The organism is Sagittula sp. S175 (genome assembly GCF_049800975.1).
Taxonomy (GTDB): Bacteria; Pseudomonadota; Alphaproteobacteria; order Rhodobacterales; family Rhodobacteraceae; genus Sagittula.
In genome coordinates, this window is sequence record NZ_JBNAGB010000045.1 from 1 (window position 1) to 16,332 (window position 16,332).

Below are 16,332 nucleotides of genomic sequence, written 5' to 3' on the forward strand. Positions count from 1 at the left end.
TGTCGGCCGCGTTTGCCGGTCGGCGCAGCATCCCAGATCATCTCGGGATCGAACCAGATTGTCAGCGAGCCTCGACGCTTGAGCGCTTCATTATAGGCTGGCCAGTTCCTGGTCTTGTAGGTCGGGGGTGTGGGTCTGCTCATGTCGTCCAGCTACCACGCTGGATTCACGACATGAATCCCTCACAGGATTTGTGCAACAGAGCCGGTCATGTCGGTCAGCGGTCACAAGGACATCAAGCAGGCTCAGAAATACATTGAGGCGTTTGGCCGGAAGACCAAGGCCGATGCAGCGATTGCGAGTCTCCCGAGCGGGGCAGATGGAGAACAAAACTTGACGAACCACCCTGCAAGGTTCGTCAAAAAGGAAGGCAAGTAACTGAAATGAAGAGAAAACTTCAGGCGGCTGGTAGGCCCGGCAGGACTTGAACCCGCAACCAAGGCGTTATGAGCGCCCTGCTCTAACCAATTGAGCTACAGGCCCACCGTACAGTTTCCTGTAGCCGTTTGATTATGCGCGGCGCGGGCGGGCGTCAAGACGGGGAACGGGTTTGGCCGTCGCGCATTGTCCTTGGACCACAAGGGAGAGACGCGATGAAAGACTTCGACGAAGGTGACAAGGTCACATGGGAATGGGGCAACGGTGAAGGCACCGGCACCGTGCAGAAGAAATACACGCGGAAGATCACGCTGAAGATCAAGGGCAACGAGGTCACCCGCGACGCCGATGACGACAACCCGGCCTACCGGATCGAACACGAAGACGGCGACGAGGTGCTGAAAAAGGGCAGCGAGTTGAAGAAGGCCTGAGCACCCGTTGAGGAGGCAACCTGTTGAATTCGCAGAATTGCGGGTGCGCGGGTTAGGCTGCGGTCAAGGGTGGGGGGCCCATGACTATGGCATGTATTGTCCGTCATGGCGGCCTGTTAGGTGCCATGGCCCGTGCCCCCGGAGTGACTCATGCTCGTAAACCAATCCCTGACCACGGCGACGCTGTCGCTGTTTCGCCCGCAAGCCACCTCTGCCGAGCAGCCCGCAAAGATCAGCTCGGAGCCTTCGCGCATGGCCAAAACGGCGGACATGAGCGGCTTTTACAGCGCGCCCACCGTGGCCACGGTGCCGGACCCCGTCCTGTCGGAGCAGACGCAAAAGGTGCTGGACACCATCGCCTCCCTCGTCGCCAACGAGGTCGCAGCGGTCAATCGCGGGACCAAGGCACTCTGGTCCAGTCAGCCGGGCCGCGACATCCCGCTTGATACCGACTGGACCGACCTGAGCGTTCAGGATCGTATGTTGATGGGTTCCATGGGCCGCGAGGCAAACAGGGCCGACAACCTGAATAATGATTTCAGCATTTCAGCAAGCCTTGCCGGCGAGATGAATTTGAAAGGCAGGGGTTTTATCGGCCCTGGCGCACGGATGGACATGTCGCGAGATGAACTGATCGAAGACACGATCGACGGCATGGTCACCCACCAGATCAACCATATCAAACGTGCCTTTGAGATGGCCGCCGATCCCGAGGTTTAGGCGTTGATGAAGGGTCTGGACATTCCGACGGAAATTCCGGACTGGACTGAGGAGTTGGACCAGACCGTGCGCGCAGACCTGACGGCCAAACGCTGGGCCGAATTCGAGCGTGGCGAGATCGAGATGACGATCGAGATTTACAGCAGCCCTCATGCGATGAACTACGGTGAAGCCTACAAGGTGTTGGACATGCGCACCGGCGAGATGACGGTGAACGAGGCCAACCGCGTCGAATTCAACGAGGCGTGGGAACTGTCCGACGACAGGAAGGCCCTTTATGCTAAATGGCTCGACAGCCCGCTGGCCGATCAGATGACCTCCGGTTGGGCCGAACACCGCGACGCCATCATGCGCGACGTCTACGCCTGAACGCTCCGATGGCCACCGGGGCGTTGCAGCGCGGCGACCTTTGCGGTAAGCGCGGCGCAACACTTGCATGACAGCGCCCACAGCCCTCCGGAGAACACCATGAGCGACGGTAAAAACGGTCTCACCTATGCCCAGGCGGGCGTGGACATCGATGCGGGCAACGCGCTGGTCGAGCGGATCAAACCTGCCGCCAAGCGTACCAACCGCTCCGGCGTGATGTCCGGCCTCGGCGGGTTCGGCGCACTCTTCGATCTGAAGGACGCAGGGTACAGCGATCCGATCCTCGTCGGCGCGACCGACGGTGTGGGCACCAAGCTGCGCATCGCCATCGACACCGGCCATGTGGACGGCGTGGGCATCGACCTCGTTGCCATGTGCGTGAACGATCTGGTCTGCCAGGGTGCGGAGCCTCTGTTCTTCCTCGACTATTTCGCCACCGGCAAGTTGGACACCGAGACCGCCGCCCGCGTCATCGAGGGGATCGCCGAGGGCTGCGTGCTGTCCGGCTGCGCGCTGATCGGCGGCGAGACGGCGGAGATGCCCGGGATGTATCCGGCGGGCGACTTCGACCTTGCGGGCTTTGCCGTGGGCGCGATGGAGCGTGGTACCGCGCTGCCCGAGGGCGTGGTCGAAGGCGACGTGCTGCTGGGTCTCGCGTCGAACGGCGTGCACTCGAATGGCTATAGCCTCGTGCGCAAGCTGGTCGAGGTCTCGGGCCTTGGCTGGGATGCGCCGTGCCCGTGGGGCGGCGAGACGCTGGGTGCGGAACTGCTGACGCCCACGCGTCTTTACGTCAAGCAAGCCCTCGCGGCGGTGCGGTCGGGCGGCGTGCATGCGCTGGCGCATATCACCGGCGGCGGCCTGACCGAGAACCTGCCGCGCGTGCTGCCCGAGGGCCTCGGCGCGCAGATCGACCTCGACAGCTGGGACCTGCCGGGCATCTTCAAGTGGATGCAGGGCGTGGGCCAGATTTCCGAACACGAGATGCTGAAAACCTTCAACTGCGGCGTCGGCATGATCTGCGTCGTCTCGGCTGACCGCGCCGATGCGCTGGCCGAGTTGCTGGCGGCGGAGGGCGAGACCGTCTATCGCCTTGGCACCGTGACCAACGGCGAGGGTGTCAGCTACACCGGAACGCTGGCGTGACACGCGTCGCGATTTTCGTTTCCGGCGGCGGATCCAACATGGTGAAGCTGGTCGAAAGCATGACCGGCGACCATCCCGCGCGGCCCTGCGTCGTGCTGTCGAACCAGGCGGATGCCGGGGGATTGGTGCGCGCCCGCGAGATGGGCGTGCCGACCATCGCGGTGGACCACAAGCCGTTTGGCAAGGATCGTCCCGCCTTCGAGGACGCGCTGAACGCGGCGCTGGCGCCCTACGCGCCCGACCTGATCTGCCTTGCCGGTTTCATGCGGGTGCTGACCGCCGGGTTCGTGAATGGCTGGGCGGGCAAGATGCTGAACATCCATCCCTCGCTGTTGCCGAAGTACACCGGGCTGCACACCCACGCCCGTGCGCTGGAGGCCGGGGATACCGAGGCGGGGTGTACCGTCCACGAGGTGACCCCGGTGCTGGACGATGGTCCAATCCTGGGGCAAGGCCGCGTTCCGGTCGAGCCGGGTGACACGCCCGACACACTGGCGGCCCGCGTGCTGACCATGGAACACCGGCTGTATCCGGCCGTGCTGCGCCGCTTTGTCGAGGGTGAGAAAAGCCCGCTTTTCCTTCCGTAACGGTTCCGTTTCCCAAAGCGGGGAAATAGGCTATGAAGGACGAACCGCCGCGCGACGCACAGATAAACAGAAAAGACCGTGCATGCAGACATTGACGACCACCGAAGAGCTTTTTGAATTTTGTCAGCAGGCCAAGGGGCAGCCGTATATCACGGTCGACACCGAGTTCCTGCGCGAACGCACCTACTATTCCAAGCTGTGTTTGATCCAGTTGGCCTTGCCAGGTCGTGACGGTCCCGCCGTACTGGTGGACCCGCTGGTCGACGGCCTGTCGCTGGAGCCTTTGCTGGAGGTGTTCCGTGACGAGAGCATCGTCAAGGTGTTCCACGCCGCACGGCAGGATCTGGAGATCTTCTACATCGATCACGGGGTGATCCCGCAGCCGCTGTTCGACACGCAGGTGGCGGCGATGGTCTGTGGCTTTGGCGAGCAGGTGGGCTACGAGACGCTGGTGAAGCGGATCGCCAAGCAGCAGCTGGACAAGTCCTCTCGTTTTACCGACTGGTCGCGTCGTCCTTTGACCGATGCGCAAAAGACTTATGCGCTGGCGGACGTGACCCATCTGCGGCAGATCTACGAATTCCTGTCCGGCAAGCTGGAAGAGACCGGCCGCGCCCGCTGGGTGTCCGAGGAACTGGCCGTGCTGACCACGCCCGACACCTATGTGACGCATCCCGAGGACGCGTGGCAGCGGGTAAAGACACGGTCGAACAGCCCGCGGTTCCTTGCCATCGTGCGGGAACTGGCGGCCTTCCGCGAGACTTATGCGCAGGAACGCAACATCCCGCGCAACCGGGTGTTCAAGGACGACGCGCTGGTAGAACTGGCCTCTACCAAACCGGCCAATGCAGGGGAGTTGGGGCGCTCGCGTCTGCTGCTGCGCGAGGCGCGCAAGGGGCCGATTGCGGATGGCATTCTGGAGGCAGTTCAGAAGGGGCAGGATTGCGCCAAGGACAAATTGCCCAAGGTCGAAGGGGACACCGACAAATTGCAGGTGAACCCGGCTTTGGCTGACCTGCTGCGGGTTCTGCTGAAGGCCAAGACCGAGCGCTTTGGCGTGGCATCCAAACTGATTGCGCCTGCTAACGATCTTGACGCCATTGCGGCCGGGATGCGGAATGTGCCCGCGCTGTCAGGATGGCGGCGCGAGGTGTTCGGCGATGACGCGCTGCGTCTGTGCGAAGGCCGGATCGCGCTGGCCGCCAAAGGTAAGAACGTTGAGGTGATCGAGCTGTAAGGTTCGGTCGGACTGTTAACGAAAAAGCCGCCGCGAGAAGCACTCCGCGGCGGCTTTTTCGTGTTGCTGACGGAGGTTTAGCGACGGGTGGAACGGGTGTTATTGCGTCCCTTCACGTTGATCGTGCCAACGGTGGCCAATTCGTTGTCGGTGACCCAGACGGCTGCCGTGACGCTGCGCGACGCCTGTGTACCGACCTGCGCCACGTATTGCTCGGCCTTCAGTGCGTAGGTCAGGATGCCTGCGTCGCTTTCGCTGTCCAGCTTCACCAGCTTGACGCCGTACGGCCCTTGATAGCGGGTGATGCCCGTGGCGCGGATCAGCGCACCACCCGGGCGGCGTTCGACCTGCAAGTCGGTGACCTCATCGACATAAAGGCCAGTGTAAGGAGCCTCCTTGTTGCGCTCGAACACTGACGACCGGCGCGCTGGGATCAGTGGGTTGTAGCCTTCCGTATCCGGGCGGACATCGTTGCGGACAACGGTACTGCTGCCGAACCAGTTGAAGGGATTGAGGCGCGACTCGCGCACGGTTCCGCAACTCGTCAGCACCAATGCTGACAGGATCAGGACGGAAAAGGATTTCTGCATCGTGCGCCTCTTGCCTTATTCCCTTTCGAGTACCTTATAGAAGGCCGCTTGAAAAGCCTCGGGTCTGGACCTTTCGCTTCTCTGGCCTTACCCCGTTCGCAAACAGGAGACGAGCATGGCGCAGGCGGCATTCGAAGAGGTGGTGGACGATTTCGAGTTCCTGGAGGACTGGGAAGACCGCTACCGCATGGTGATCGAGATGGGCAAGGACATGGCTCCGATGCCTGAAGCACTGAAAGCGCCCGCGACGAAGGTCGACGGATGTGCAAGTCAGGTATGGTTGCACATCGCGCCGGAGAACGGGGTCTTTCGTTTTCAAGGCGATTCCGACGCGATGATCGTGAAGGGCCTGATCGCTCTGCTGCACCGTCTATACGATGGTCTGCCGTTGGCCGAAGTCGCTGCAGTGGATGCGCGTTCGGAATTGGGGCGTCTGGGTCTGAACGACCACCTGTCAGCGCAGCGGTCGAACGGGTTGCGCGCCATGATCGAACGCATCCGCGAAACCGCGGCGGCATAGGGGGCTCTGCCCCCTCTCGTCCTGCGGCCAATTCACCCCCGAGGGTATTTGGAAAACCAAAGAAGCAGGGGTTCGTTAACCTTAATGGTGTCTTATGGTTTTGCGGTACAGGCTGAGGAGCCGATGACCGCAAACCGAAGAAGCCCCCGCGTCCCTCATGTGCGTGTTTCAAGCAAATCGGGACCGGGGGTGGATTCGCTCAAGGACGCGCACCCGGCAGGTGCTTCTTTGGTTTTTCAAATACCCTCGGGGGAGTCTCCGAAGGAGACGGGGGCAGAGCGCCCGAGCTCCTGTCAGCGGTTTCCAGTGCCTGTGAAACGAGCCGCGTCTGCAGCCGCTCGGCGGATGGCGTTGGATTTGTGGACGGTTTCCATGTACTCGGCTTCGGGATCGCTGTCGTAGACGACACCACCACCAGCCTGAATGTAGAGTTTCTGGTCCTTCACAATGGCCGTGCGGAGCGCGATGCACATGTCCATGTCGCCTCCGGAGCTGAAGTAGCCGACACCGCCGCCGTATACGCCGCGTTTTTCAGGTTCGAGCTCGTCGATGATCTCCATGGCGCGGACCTTCGGCGCGCCCGATACGGTCCCTGCGGGGAGCCCAGCCAGCAGGGCAGACAGCGCGTCGTGGTCCGGAGACAGTTCGCCCACCACGTTGGACACAATGTGCATCACGTGGCTGTAGCGTTCGATGATGAACTTCTCGGTCGGGCGGACGGTGCCGATCCTGGACACGCGGCCCGTGTCGTTGCGGCCGAGGTCGAGCAGCATGAGGTGTTCTGCCAGCTCTTTCTGGTCCGCGAGCAGGTCGGCTTCGAGAGCGTTGTCCTCTTCCGGCGTCGCGCCGCGCGGGCGGGTGCCTGCGATCGGGCGGATGGTGACTTCGTTTCCGAAGACGCGCACGAGTATCTCGGGCGAGGCACCGACCACCTGGAAGCCGCCGAAGTTGAAGTAGAACATGAAGGGCGAGGGGTTCGTTCGGCGCAGCGAGCGGTACAGCGCGAAGGGCGGCAGCGGGAAGGGCTGCGTCCAGCGCTGCGACGGCACCACCTGAAAGATGTCGCCAGCCTTGATGTATTCCTTCGCCTTGTTCACCGCGTCCTTGTAGCCCTCGCGGGTGAAGTTCGACACGGGTTCGCCCAGTTCGGCGGCGTCGCCCAGATCGCGCGAGGCCTGCGGCATGGCGCGTTCCAGATCGCGCACCGCATCCATGACGCGTTCGGCGGCCTGCGCATAGGCGGCCTTGGCCGAGACTCCGTCCTGCACCCATGCGGGGGATACCACGGTAACCTCGCCCTTGACGCCGTCCAGAACTGCGATGACTGAAGGGCGCATCAGTACGGCGTCCGGCAAGCCGAGAGGATCGGGGTTCACATTGGGCAGGCGCTCCACCAGCCGGATCATGTCATAGCCAAGGTAGCCAAAGAGGCCAGCGGCCGCTTGTGGCAAACCTTCGGGAAGGTCGATCCTTGACTCGGCCAGAAGGGCGCGCAGGGCGGTCAGCGGGTCGTCGGCGCAGGGCTGAAAGGCCTCGGAGTCAAATCGCGCCATGCGGTTCAGCTGCGCCTTTTGTCCGTGGCATTTCCAGATCAGATCCGGCTTCATTCCGATGATCGAGTAACGTCCGCGCACTTCGCCGCCGGTCACTGATTCCAGAACGAAGGCGTCCTTGGCCGCGCCGGTCAGCTTCAGCATCAGCGACACCGGAGTGTCGAGGTCCGCTGCGAGGCGGGTGTATACGACCTGGTTCAGGCCCTTGGCGTAGGCCTCGGCAAAGGCGTCATAGGTAGGGGTCAGCGCGGACATGAAACGTTGTCCCTGTTACTGGAAGTTGGCGTGCACGGCGTTCACAGCCGCCTGGTCGATGGTCACCCCGGCGCGGGCTTGAATGTCCAGCGCGACCGCGCGGTAGACGTCCTGCGCGAGGTCCTGATCTGCCTGTGCGGCAAAGAACTGGCGCATCTGACCTGCGGCCTCGTCATTGAGGTCGGCGGCGATGATCTCGTCAAGACGCAGAAGCCATGCGGAGCCGTTGCCCTTAAGCACGGTCACGTCGCCGGGCTGCATGGTGAAGATCGCGGTCAAGGCATCCGGCGGCAATTGAGCGCCGAAGGACGTGCGGGTCAGGTTGGGCTGGCTGCGCGGAGTGAGACCCAAGGATTCGAAAGTGGTGTCGCCGGTCAGCTGGGTTTTCAACTCTTCGGCCTGTGACGCACGGGCCTCTTGGCGGGCGTTCTGTTCCCACGCGGCCTGGACGCGGTCCTTCACGTCGTCGAAGACGTAGGGCGCGGGGGCCTGAACCTCGTCGACACGCAGCGCAAAGAGGCCGCCGTCGCCCAGTTCGGCAATTTCGGGATAATCTTCGGCGGCGGCTTCGTTGGCCTTGGCTGCGAAAGCCTCGTAGCCTGCGATGTCCTCGGCGTTGTCGCCGGTCCAGCCGATCTGTCCTAGTTGCAGGTCCGTGGTCTCTGCCAGTTCTTCCAGGGTGACACCGGCGGCCAGCTCTTCGTCGAAGACGGTCATCTGGCCTGCGATCACGCGGCGGGCCTTGTCCAGCGCCAGCACGTCACGCAGGTCGGCCTGGGCGTCCTCGAAGGAGGTGTTCTGTGCCTCTAGCACGGCATTGACGCGAAAGAGCGACGGACCGAGGTTCGAGGGGGCCTGCACCACGTCACCGATATTGGCGGAAAATACGGCCTCACCCGCGTCACCCAGATCGTCTCGGGTCACGTCGCCAAGGTCAATGTCTGCGAGGTCAAGCTCGCGCTCTGCCACCACGTCCTCGAAGGTCACGGTGCCGGCTGCGATGCGCTCGGCGGCGTCCTGAGCGACGGCTTCGTTCGGCATCACGAGACGTTCGACAAGGCGACGCTCGGGCATGTTGAATTCCGCCTTACGCTCTTCGTAGGCTTTGCGCAGAAGGTCTTCCTCGACCTCGACCGTGCCGACGATCATCGCGGGGGTGAGCCAAGCGTAGGTGATCTGCTTTGTCTCCGGCCGGGTGTAGTCGGCGATGTTGGCCTCGAAGAAGGCGCGCAGTTCGTCGTCGGTCGGGCTGGGCAGGCCTTCGTCAAAGCCGGTCCCGGTGCCAACCTCCGCCCAGGTCACAGCGCGGCGTTCCCCTGCATAGGAGATAAGTGCGTTGATATAGGTATCGGGCAGCTTGATGCCGCCCTGTACGGCGCTTTGCAGAAGAGAGGCCGCACTTTCTGCGCGCAGGTTCTCTTCGAATTGGCGCTCGGTAAACCCGGCGTTCTCCAAGGCCAGACGGTAGTTTTCGCGATTGAACTGGCCATCAACGCCTTGAAAGGCGGGGATCTCGCGGATGTCCTGCGCGACGCGGTCGTCGCCGACCGACAGACCCATTTGCGCGGCTTCGTTCTGCATGGCGGCGGAGATCACCATACGGCTGAGCACAGCATCGGGGATGCCTTGGGCGCGCGCCTGAATGAAGGTCAGAGGCTGTCCGGTCTGCGCCTGCACCGCGTTGATCTCGGAGCGGATGTTGCGGAAGTAATCCTGCGCGCTGATCTCGGTCTCGCCCACGGCGCCGATGCTGCTGACCGCGCCACCGAAATTGGTCGCACCAAAGCCGCCGAGGCCCAGCAGCAGCATGCCCAGAAGGATGTAGCCTGCCGTTTTGCCCGCACCGCCCGATTTTCTAGCCATTTCCTGCCTCCCAGCGCTGGTTCGGCACTGTCTATGACGCGGGGCGGAGGCGTGCAAGGTCCAGTTCCGCGAGCCGGCTCACGAAGGTCCGGAGGCGGTCGGCGTCTGCGTTGGCGAAGGCCACGCGCAGGCAGCGGTCACCCGTAGGGTCGCCCGCAGGCGTGAACATTGTGGCGGGCAGAACCAGCGCCTGGGCCTTCTGCACGAGAAGCGGCGCGAGGTCGGCAGATCCCATCGAGAAGGGGTGTTCCACGTATGCGAAGTAGGCGCCGAGGCCGCGCAGTTTCCAGCCCTGATCCGCGAGCGGTTGAAAGGCCGCGGCCAGCGTATTTCGGCGCGCCAGGATCTCGTCCCGTTGTTCGGCCTTCCACTGGGCGAGGTTCTCCAGGCCCCAAAGCGCTGCCTTTTGGCCGAAGGGGGGCGCGCAGATGGCGACGGTGTCCTGAAACTTCTCGACCTGGTGCAACAGGTCAGAAGCCGCGATGATCGCGCCGACCCGGTGACCGGTCAGGCGGTAGGCCTTGGAAAAACTGTAAAGCTGAACAAGGGTCTGGTCCCAGTCTGGATCCGTCAGGAGGTCGTGCGGCGCGCCGCTGCGGGAATCGAAATCGCGGTAGGTCTCATCGACGATCAGCTTTATGCCTGCCTGGCGGCAGAGGTCATACAGCGCGCGGAGCACCGGGGCCGGATATTCGACCCCGGTGGGATTGTTCGGGGTGACAATGGCGATGGCGCGGGTGCGCGGTGTAATCAGCGCGCGGGCAGCCTCGACGTCAGGGATCAGGCCGTCGTTGCAGGGCAGCGGCACGGCGCGCACGCCGCTCATGTCCAGCCACATCTTGTGATTGAAATACCACGGCACCGGGAGAAGGACTTCATCGCCTTCAGTGGTCAGGGCGGTCAGAGCTGCGGCGAAGGCCTGATTGCAACCTGCGGTGATCCCGAAGTTTTCTGCGTAAAGCGTCCCGCCGTAATGGCGCGCCCAGTCCTCGGCCAATGCGGTGCGCAGGGCCGGGTGGCCCAGCACGGGGCCGTAAAGGTGGCTTGTTGGCTCGGCCAGCATTTCGGCCATGGCGGCCAGCATCGGGGCGGGCGGCGGATCGGCAGGGGCGGCCTGCGCAAGGTTGATGAGCGGCCGGTCCTGGGGAAAGGACACGCCATGCAACCAGCGCTGCGCCTCCGGGATGGGCGGGAAGAAAGTGGCTTCGGTGCGTGTCGTCATGGAGCGCCTCATGGTGTCGCGGCGAAGCTGGCAGAGCATGGGGCAGGGTGCAAGCCCACCTCGAAACGTGGGGCCGCAAGCCCGGGTCAGGCGGCGTCGAAGCGGCTCCGCGCGGCGCGGATCGACGGGTGGTTGTCGTTCGCCCAATCCTTCAATGCGGCAATGGGGGCAAGCGCGGAGCGCCCGAGATCGGTCAGGTCATATTCCACCGAGGGCGGCTTTGTCGGAAACACCGCGCGTGAAATCAATCCGTCGCGTTCCAGATCACGAAGGGTCTGTGTCAACATCCGCTTCGAGATGTCCCCTACAACCCGTTGCAGCGCTGAAAAACGGCGCGGCTCCGCCTCCAGCGCGATGAGGATCAGCAAAGTCCACTTCTGTCCCACCAATGCCAGCACATCACGGATCGGACAGTCACCCTTGTGTTCAGGCGCGCCCATTGGCGCATCGGAGAACAGAAGGTTACCTGAATGTGCCCTGGTCATGAAATGGTGCCTCCTTCACGGGTCCGGTGTGCCGGTCTACATATGAGACCATATCACGATTCGCGACCACTCAGAACATCGCAGAAAGGCAAAACCCATGAAATATCTCGTCACCGGAGCCAGCGGGCAGCTGGGCACCCTCGTCATCGACGCGTTGCTGAAGACCGAGAACCCGGCAGAGATCGCCGCCCTGATCCGCCGCCCCGGCGCCGCAGGTCCGCTGGAGGCAAAGGGCGTCACAACCCGGATCGCCGCATATACCGAACCCGACGCCCTGCGCAAAGCCTTGGCCGGCGTGGAGCGGCTGCTGTTGATCTCATCGTCCGAAGTCGGCGAACGCGCGACCCAGCACACCAATGTCATCGAGGCCGCCAAGGCCGCTGGCGTCCCGTTCATCGCTTACACCTCGATCCTCAACGCAAAAGCCTCGCCGCTGACGATCCTGCCCGGCGAACACGTTGCCACGGAAAACGCATTGGCCGCGTCCGGACTGCATTACGCAGTCCTGCGCAACGGTTGGTATACAGAGAATTATGCCATGGGCGCGGGGTCTGCGCTCCAATTGGGCGCGTTGTATGGCGCGGCAGGCGACGGTCGGATCTCTTCTGCGGCCCGCAAGGATTATGCAGAGGCCGCCGCTGCCTTGCTGAAAGGGGATCTGCCCGCTTCCGGTACGGTCTATGAGTTGGCGGGCGACGACAGTTACACACTTGGTGAATTTGCTGCGCAGATATCGGACATCGCCGGAAAGGAAATTCCCTACGTCAATCTGCCCGAAGCAGAGTATGCCACTGCGCTCGAGCAGGCGGGACTTCCCGTTCCTGTTGCCAGGATGCTGGCGGACAGCGATGCAGGGGCCGCCAAAGGCGGATTGCACAGCTCCGACAACACGTTGTCGCGCCTGATCGGGCATCCGACCACCCCGTGGCAAGATACCCTGAGAACCGCCATCGCCTGAAAGTGGCGGCTCTCACCTTCATCTTGATGAAAATACCTCAATGGGGGTTTTGGGGGAAGCAGAGCTTCCCCCAAGTTTATCTCTCGAGCCAGTCGACACAATCCCTCGGGCTGAGGTCAGTCGTCGGCGCCGTGGTAAGGCTTCACGTATTGCAGCGCCATGTCCCACGGGAAGAAGATCCAGGTGTCCTGGCTCACCTCGGTGACATAGGTGTTCACCTGCGGCTTGCCCATCGGCTTGGCATAAACCGTGGCAACATGCGCCTTGGGCATGTGCTTTCGCACGACTTCGAGTGTGCGCCCGGTATCGACGAGGTCGTCGACCACCAAAACGCCAGTCCCGTCGCCGATCACATCCATGTCCGGGGACTTGATGACCTTGGGTTCGCTCTGGGTCTGGTGGTTGTAAGACTTGACCGAAATCGTATCAACCATCCGGATGTCCAACTCTCGCGCAACGATCATCGCCGGGGCCATGCCACCGCGCGTTATGGCCACCACGGCCCGCCATGCGCCGTCGTCCGGGCCAAGCCCCTGAAGACGCCAGGCCAGAGCCCGTGCATCGCGGTGCAGCTGATCCCAGCTGACGTGAAAACCCTTTTCGTGCGGCAGGCGGTTGTCCATGGCGAAGCCCTCAAATGTCAGAATCCCGTCGATTTAGGACAGACGACCGGGGGCAGACAAGCCCGCCGGCCTTGCGCGACGCATCGGAAACTTGAAAAGTTTCCGCCCCGAAGTCTTTTCAAGACTTCGGTTGCACCGCCCGGTTGTCAGCCTTTCTGGATATCGGGCGCGTCCACGGCTTTCATGCCGACGACGTGATAGCCGCTGTCGACATGATGCGTCTCGCCGGTGACACCGTTCGACAGGTCCGACAGCAAATACAACGCAGAGCCACCGACATCGTCGATCGTCACGTTGCGGCGCAGTGGCGAGTTGTACTCGTTCCACTTCATGATGTAGCGGAAATCACCGATCCCGGAGGCCGCCAAAGTCTTGATCGGGCCGGCGGAGATCGCGTTGACGCGGATGCCGTCCTTGCCGAGGTCCTCAGCCATGTAGCGCACAGAAGCCTCCAGTGCAGCTTTGGCCACGCCCATGACGTTGTAATGCGGCATGATGCGCTCGGCGCCATAGTAGGTCAGCGTGATCGCCGAGCCGCCATTCTTCATCAGCTTTTCCGCGCGCTGCATCACGGCGGTGAAGCTGTAGACGGATATATCCATGGTCAGCGCAAAGTTGCCGCGCGACGTGTCCACGTAGCGACCACGCAGTTCGTTCTTGTCCGAGAACCCGATCGCATGCACGACAAAGTCGAGGCTGTCCCATTCCTGACCCAGCGAGTCAAAGAGCATGTCGATGGAGCCTTCGTCGCCCACGTCACAAGGCAGGACGATCTTTGAACCCAGCTGCTCTGCCAGCGGATCGACGCGCTTCTTCAGCGCTTCGCCTTGGTAGGAGAACGCCAGCTCCGCGCCCGCGTCGCTCAGGGCCTTTGCGATGCCCCAGGCAATCGACTTGTCGTTGGCCAGCCCCATGATGAGGCCACGCTTGCCCGCCATCAACCCGTTTGACATGATCGCCCCTTCCACCAGATCGTCAGTACGCGCCCGTTTAGGGTATCGCTATCGGCCCATCAAGGGCGCAAAGGTGGGAAACCATGACTTTGCGTCAGGCGCGCAGGGCAAGAGACTGCAGGCAGGAGACTGAAATGAGTGACAGAGACGGCATCTTTGCGGGGGATGATCCATTCGTCATCGCGCGGCACTGGCTGGCCGAAGCGGAAATGACCGAAATCAACGATCCCAATGCCATCGCGGTGGCCACCGTTGATGGGGAGGGCATGCCCAACGTTCGGATGGTTCTCCTGAAGGAGATCGAGGACAATGCGTTTGTTTTCTACACCAATTACGGAAGCGTGAAGGCGCAGGAGATCGAGCAGGCCGGCAAGGCCGCGTTCGTGATGCACTGGAAATCGTTGCGGCGTCAGATCCGCGTCAGGGGGACGGTGACGCGCGAAGAGGGGCCAAAGGCCGACGACTACTATAACTCCCGGTCGCTGAAGTCGCGCCTCGGCGCCTGGGCCTCACACCAGAGCCAACCCTTGGCGAGTCGCGCTCATCTCATGGCCGAGGTTGCGAAGGTCACCACAACACAGGGTCCGAACCCAAAGCGCCCACCCTTTTGGGGAGGATTTCGTATACTTCCGTATGAGATAGAGTTCTGGGCTGACGGGGCCTTTCGGCTACATGACCGATACCGTTGGGTCAGGTCGGCGGAAAATCACGCATGGCAGGTCACCCGTCTCAACCCGTGATAAGGGGTTGATATATAAACTGTTTTTCACGTCACATGAAATGCCTGAGGCGCGTTGCGTTAATATATCGTTAATCATGCTGACACAAATCAGCCCGGTGGATGCCTTGCGCATGCATCCGGGTTTGTTTCAGAAATGTACTCGGGGATATGTTTATTGCGTGGGAATACAGTGGAACATCAGTCAAATGGCGTCCGTGTTGTCGCCGGTAAAGTGAAATGGTTCGATCCGGTGAAGGGCTTCGGCTTTGTCGTCGCAGATGAGGGCGGTCCTGACATCCTGTTGCACGCGAATGTGCTGCGGAACTTCGGTCAAAGCTCCGTGGCCGACGGTGCCACCATCGAGATCGAGGTGCAAAAGACAGATCGAGGCGTACAAGCCACTCAGGTCCTGAAGATCCAGCCGCCGGATGCTCCTGAGGGGGCGCCTCTTGCAGATTTCGAACACCTCGATCCCGACGTCATCGCGTCTGCCGAGCTGGAGCCTGCCCGGGTGAAGTGGTTTGACAAGGCCAAGGGATTTGGCTTTGCAAATGTCTTCGGAAAGCCGGAGGATGTGTTCATTCATATCGAGGTCCTGCGTCGTTCAGGCCTCTCGGATCTGCAGCCGGGCGAAGCCCTGGCGATCCGTGTGGTTGACGGTCGACGCGGCCGCATGGCGATGGAAGTGAACGCATGGGAAGCCGCATTGGCTCGTTAAGGACCGGACCTGCCAAGGGCAGGTCTTTTCCGTTGGTTTCTGTTATCGTCTTGAGCCTCGTGACCTGCGTCACGTTGGCTCCTTCGGCGGTTCGTGCGGAGGAGCAGGGTGTTTCGGTCTGTGCGGACAACACTCTGAACCTGCGCGGTGATTTCGGGCAGGCCCGGTTCACCGTCGACCTTGCCGTGACTCCCGAGGAACGCAACAAGGGGCTGATGTTCGTGGAAAAGATGCCGACAAGCAAAGGCATGCTTTTCGTCTACGAACGTCCGCAGCAGGTGGCCTTCTGGATGAAGAACACGCTGATCCCGCTCGACATGATTTTTGCCGACGCACGTGGGGTGGTCCAGAATGTCCACTCCAATGCCATTCCGGGTGACCTGACAGCAATCCCGGGTGAGGGCATGATCCAGTATGTCCTTGAGATCAACGGCGGTCTGGCCGCGATGCTCCACATCACGCCGGGCACCGAGTTGCGTCATCCGTTGATCGAGGAGGGCGCTTGGCCGTGCGAGTAATTTATCCGCAGAATCGGCTTTTCATCGGCGCGCGGTGCCGTTACATGAACGGCCAGTCGGGGTGTAGCGCAGCCTGGTAGCGCGTCTGTTTTGGGTACAGAAGGCCGTGAGTTCGAATCTCGCCTCCCCGACCATTTCCGTTCCTGTTGTCGTGTTAGCACTTCATTTCCGTGCGAACTTCCGCCTTCCGCCTTCCGGCGTTCAAACGCACGCTAACCCGTGCGGTGTCACTGGCTGCGACGAAGCTGTGGCAAACCCCAAGAGATATTGGGGTTACTGGGCTCTGTTGCACAAATCCTGTGAGGGATTCATGTCGTGAATCCAGCGTGGTAGCTGGACGACATGAGCAGACCCACACCCCCGACCTACAAGACCAGGAACTGGCCAGCCTATAATGAAGCGCTCAAGCGTCGAGGCTCGCTGACAATCTGGTTCGATCCCGAGATGATCTGGGATGCTGCGCCGACCGGCAAACGCGGCCGACA

The 16,332-nt window shown here is 62.0% G+C and carries 18 protein-coding genes, 2 tRNA genes and 2 pseudogenes; 13 read left to right on the plus strand and 9 right to left on the minus strand.

Going from position 1 to position 16,332, the window contains the following annotated elements; all coding sequences use genetic code 11:
• Together ACP16H_RS25765 and ACP16H_RS25770 are read right to left on the minus strand one after the other, a co-directional pair.
• Window positions 1–143 (minus strand): annotated as a pseudogene (locus tag ACP16H_RS25765) (IS5/IS1182 family transposase); the annotation flags it as partial.
• Window positions 144–406: 263 nt separating this feature from the next.
• Window positions 407–483: transfer RNA gene (locus ACP16H_RS25770), tRNA-Ile, on the minus strand.
• 110 nt (window positions 484–593) lie between these two features.
• Here ACP16H_RS25770 and ACP16H_RS25775 point away from each other — a divergent pair.
• The 6 genes from ACP16H_RS25775 to rnd all read left to right on the plus strand — a co-directional run bounded on the left by ACP16H_RS25775 (window position 594) and on the right by rnd (window position 4,868).
• Window positions 594–809: a DUF2945 domain-containing protein gene (locus ACP16H_RS25775; RefSeq protein WP_425075019.1), complete on the plus strand. Its 216-nt coding sequence runs from the start codon at window positions 594–596 to the stop codon at window positions 807–809.
• Between the two features lie 252 nt (window positions 810–1,061).
• A complete protein-coding gene (locus ACP16H_RS25780; protein ID WP_425075020.1) occupies window positions 1,062–1,529 on the plus strand; it encodes a hypothetical protein in 468 nt (155 codons plus the stop codon).
• Between the two features lie 6 nt (window positions 1,530–1,535).
• The gene (locus ACP16H_RS25785) at window positions 1,536–1,898 is read left to right on the plus strand and encodes a hypothetical protein (RefSeq protein ID WP_425075021.1); all 363 of its coding nucleotides are present in this window, start codon (window positions 1,536–1,538) and stop codon (window positions 1,896–1,898) included.
• Window positions 1,899–1,997: 99 nt separating this feature from the next.
• Complete coding sequence (gene purM / locus ACP16H_RS25790) at window positions 1,998–3,044, plus strand: phosphoribosylformylglycinamidine cyclo-ligase (RefSeq protein WP_425075022.1); 1,047 nt, start codon at window positions 1,998–2,000, stop codon at window positions 3,042–3,044.
• Window positions 3,041–3,631, plus strand: a complete 591-nt coding sequence (gene purN, locus ACP16H_RS25795; RefSeq protein ID WP_425075023.1) for a phosphoribosylglycinamide formyltransferase — start codon at window positions 3,041–3,043, stop codon at window positions 3,629–3,631. The genes purM and purN overlap by 4 nt, the downstream gene beginning before the upstream one ends.
• A gap of 82 nt (window positions 3,632–3,713) precedes the next feature.
• A complete protein-coding gene (gene rnd / locus ACP16H_RS25800) occupies window positions 3,714–4,868 on the plus strand; it encodes a ribonuclease D (protein WP_425075024.1) in 1,155 nt (384 codons plus the stop codon).
• Between the two features lie 77 nt (window positions 4,869–4,945).
• Here rnd and ACP16H_RS25805 read toward each other — a convergent pair whose 3' ends face one another.
• Window positions 4,946–5,458 (minus strand): hypothetical protein, encoded by a 513-nt coding sequence (locus tag ACP16H_RS25805; protein ID WP_425075025.1) that lies wholly within the window; start codon window positions 5,456–5,458, stop codon window positions 4,946–4,948.
• 115 nt (window positions 5,459–5,573) lie between these two features.
• Here ACP16H_RS25805 and ACP16H_RS25810 point away from each other — a divergent pair, with 115 nt between their 5' ends.
• Window positions 5,574–5,978, plus strand: coding sequence for a SufE family protein (locus ACP16H_RS25810; protein WP_425075026.1), 405 nt, complete (start codon window positions 5,574–5,576; stop codon window positions 5,976–5,978).
• 293 nt (window positions 5,979–6,271) lie between these two features.
• Here ACP16H_RS25810 and trpE read toward each other — a convergent pair whose 3' ends face one another.
• From trpE to ACP16H_RS25830, 4 genes are all read right to left on the minus strand, one after another.
• Window positions 6,272–7,786 (minus strand): anthranilate synthase component I, encoded by a 1,515-nt coding sequence (gene trpE, locus ACP16H_RS25815; RefSeq protein WP_425075027.1) that lies wholly within the window; start codon window positions 7,784–7,786, stop codon window positions 6,272–6,274.
• 15 nt (window positions 7,787–7,801) lie between these two features.
• Entirely contained in the window at window positions 7,802–9,649 is a 1,848-nt protein-coding gene (locus tag ACP16H_RS25820) for a peptidyl-prolyl cis-trans isomerase (RefSeq protein WP_425075028.1), read from the minus strand.
• A 31-nt stretch (window positions 9,650–9,680) separates the two neighbouring features.
• Window positions 9,681–10,871 (minus strand): aminotransferase, encoded by a 1,191-nt coding sequence (locus ACP16H_RS25825; protein WP_425075029.1) that lies wholly within the window; start codon window positions 10,869–10,871, stop codon window positions 9,681–9,683.
• Between the two features lie 86 nt (window positions 10,872–10,957).
• Window positions 10,958–11,356, minus strand: coding sequence for a winged helix-turn-helix transcriptional regulator (locus tag ACP16H_RS25830; protein ID WP_425075030.1), 399 nt, complete (start codon window positions 11,354–11,356; stop codon window positions 10,958–10,960).
• A 97-nt stretch (window positions 11,357–11,453) separates the two neighbouring features.
• Here ACP16H_RS25830 and ACP16H_RS25835 point away from each other — a divergent pair, with 97 nt between their 5' ends.
• Complete coding sequence (locus ACP16H_RS25835; protein ID WP_425075031.1) at window positions 11,454–12,314, plus strand: SDR family oxidoreductase; 861 nt, start codon at window positions 11,454–11,456, stop codon at window positions 12,312–12,314.
• A gap of 116 nt (window positions 12,315–12,430) precedes the next feature.
• Here ACP16H_RS25835 and gpt read toward each other — a convergent pair whose 3' ends face one another.
• Window positions 12,431–12,937 carry a xanthine phosphoribosyltransferase gene (gene gpt / locus ACP16H_RS25840; RefSeq protein ID WP_425075032.1) on the minus strand — a complete coding sequence of 169 codons (507 nt, stop codon included), beginning with the start codon at window positions 12,935–12,937 and terminating at the stop codon, window positions 12,431–12,433.
• Between the two features lie 146 nt (window positions 12,938–13,083).
• A complete protein-coding gene (gene fabI, locus ACP16H_RS25845; protein ID WP_425075033.1) occupies window positions 13,084–13,890 on the minus strand; it encodes an enoyl-ACP reductase FabI in 807 nt (268 codons plus the stop codon).
• An 83-nt stretch (window positions 13,891–13,973) separates the two neighbouring features.
• On the opposite strand from fabI, the gene pdxH reads away from it, so the two are divergent.
• From pdxH to ACP16H_RS25870, 5 genes and pseudogenes are all read left to right on the plus strand, one after another.
• Entirely contained in the window at window positions 13,974–14,630 is a 657-nt protein-coding gene (gene pdxH / locus ACP16H_RS25850) for a pyridoxamine 5'-phosphate oxidase (protein ID WP_425075034.1), read from the plus strand.
• A gap of 171 nt (window positions 14,631–14,801) precedes the next feature.
• Window positions 14,802–15,329: a cold-shock protein gene (locus ACP16H_RS25855; RefSeq protein ID WP_425075035.1), complete on the plus strand. Its 528-nt coding sequence runs from the start codon at window positions 14,802–14,804 to the stop codon at window positions 15,327–15,329.
• Complete coding sequence (locus ACP16H_RS25860; protein ID WP_425075036.1) at window positions 15,305–15,847, plus strand: DUF192 domain-containing protein; 543 nt, start codon at window positions 15,305–15,307, stop codon at window positions 15,845–15,847. The genes ACP16H_RS25855 and ACP16H_RS25860 overlap by 25 nt, the downstream gene beginning before the upstream one ends.
• Window positions 15,848–15,904: 57 nt before the next feature.
• Window positions 15,905–15,981, plus strand: a tRNA-Pro gene (locus tag ACP16H_RS25865).
• A 208-nt stretch (window positions 15,982–16,189) separates the two neighbouring features.
• A pseudogene (locus ACP16H_RS25870) lies at window positions 16,190–16,332 on the plus strand (IS5/IS1182 family transposase); the annotation flags it as partial.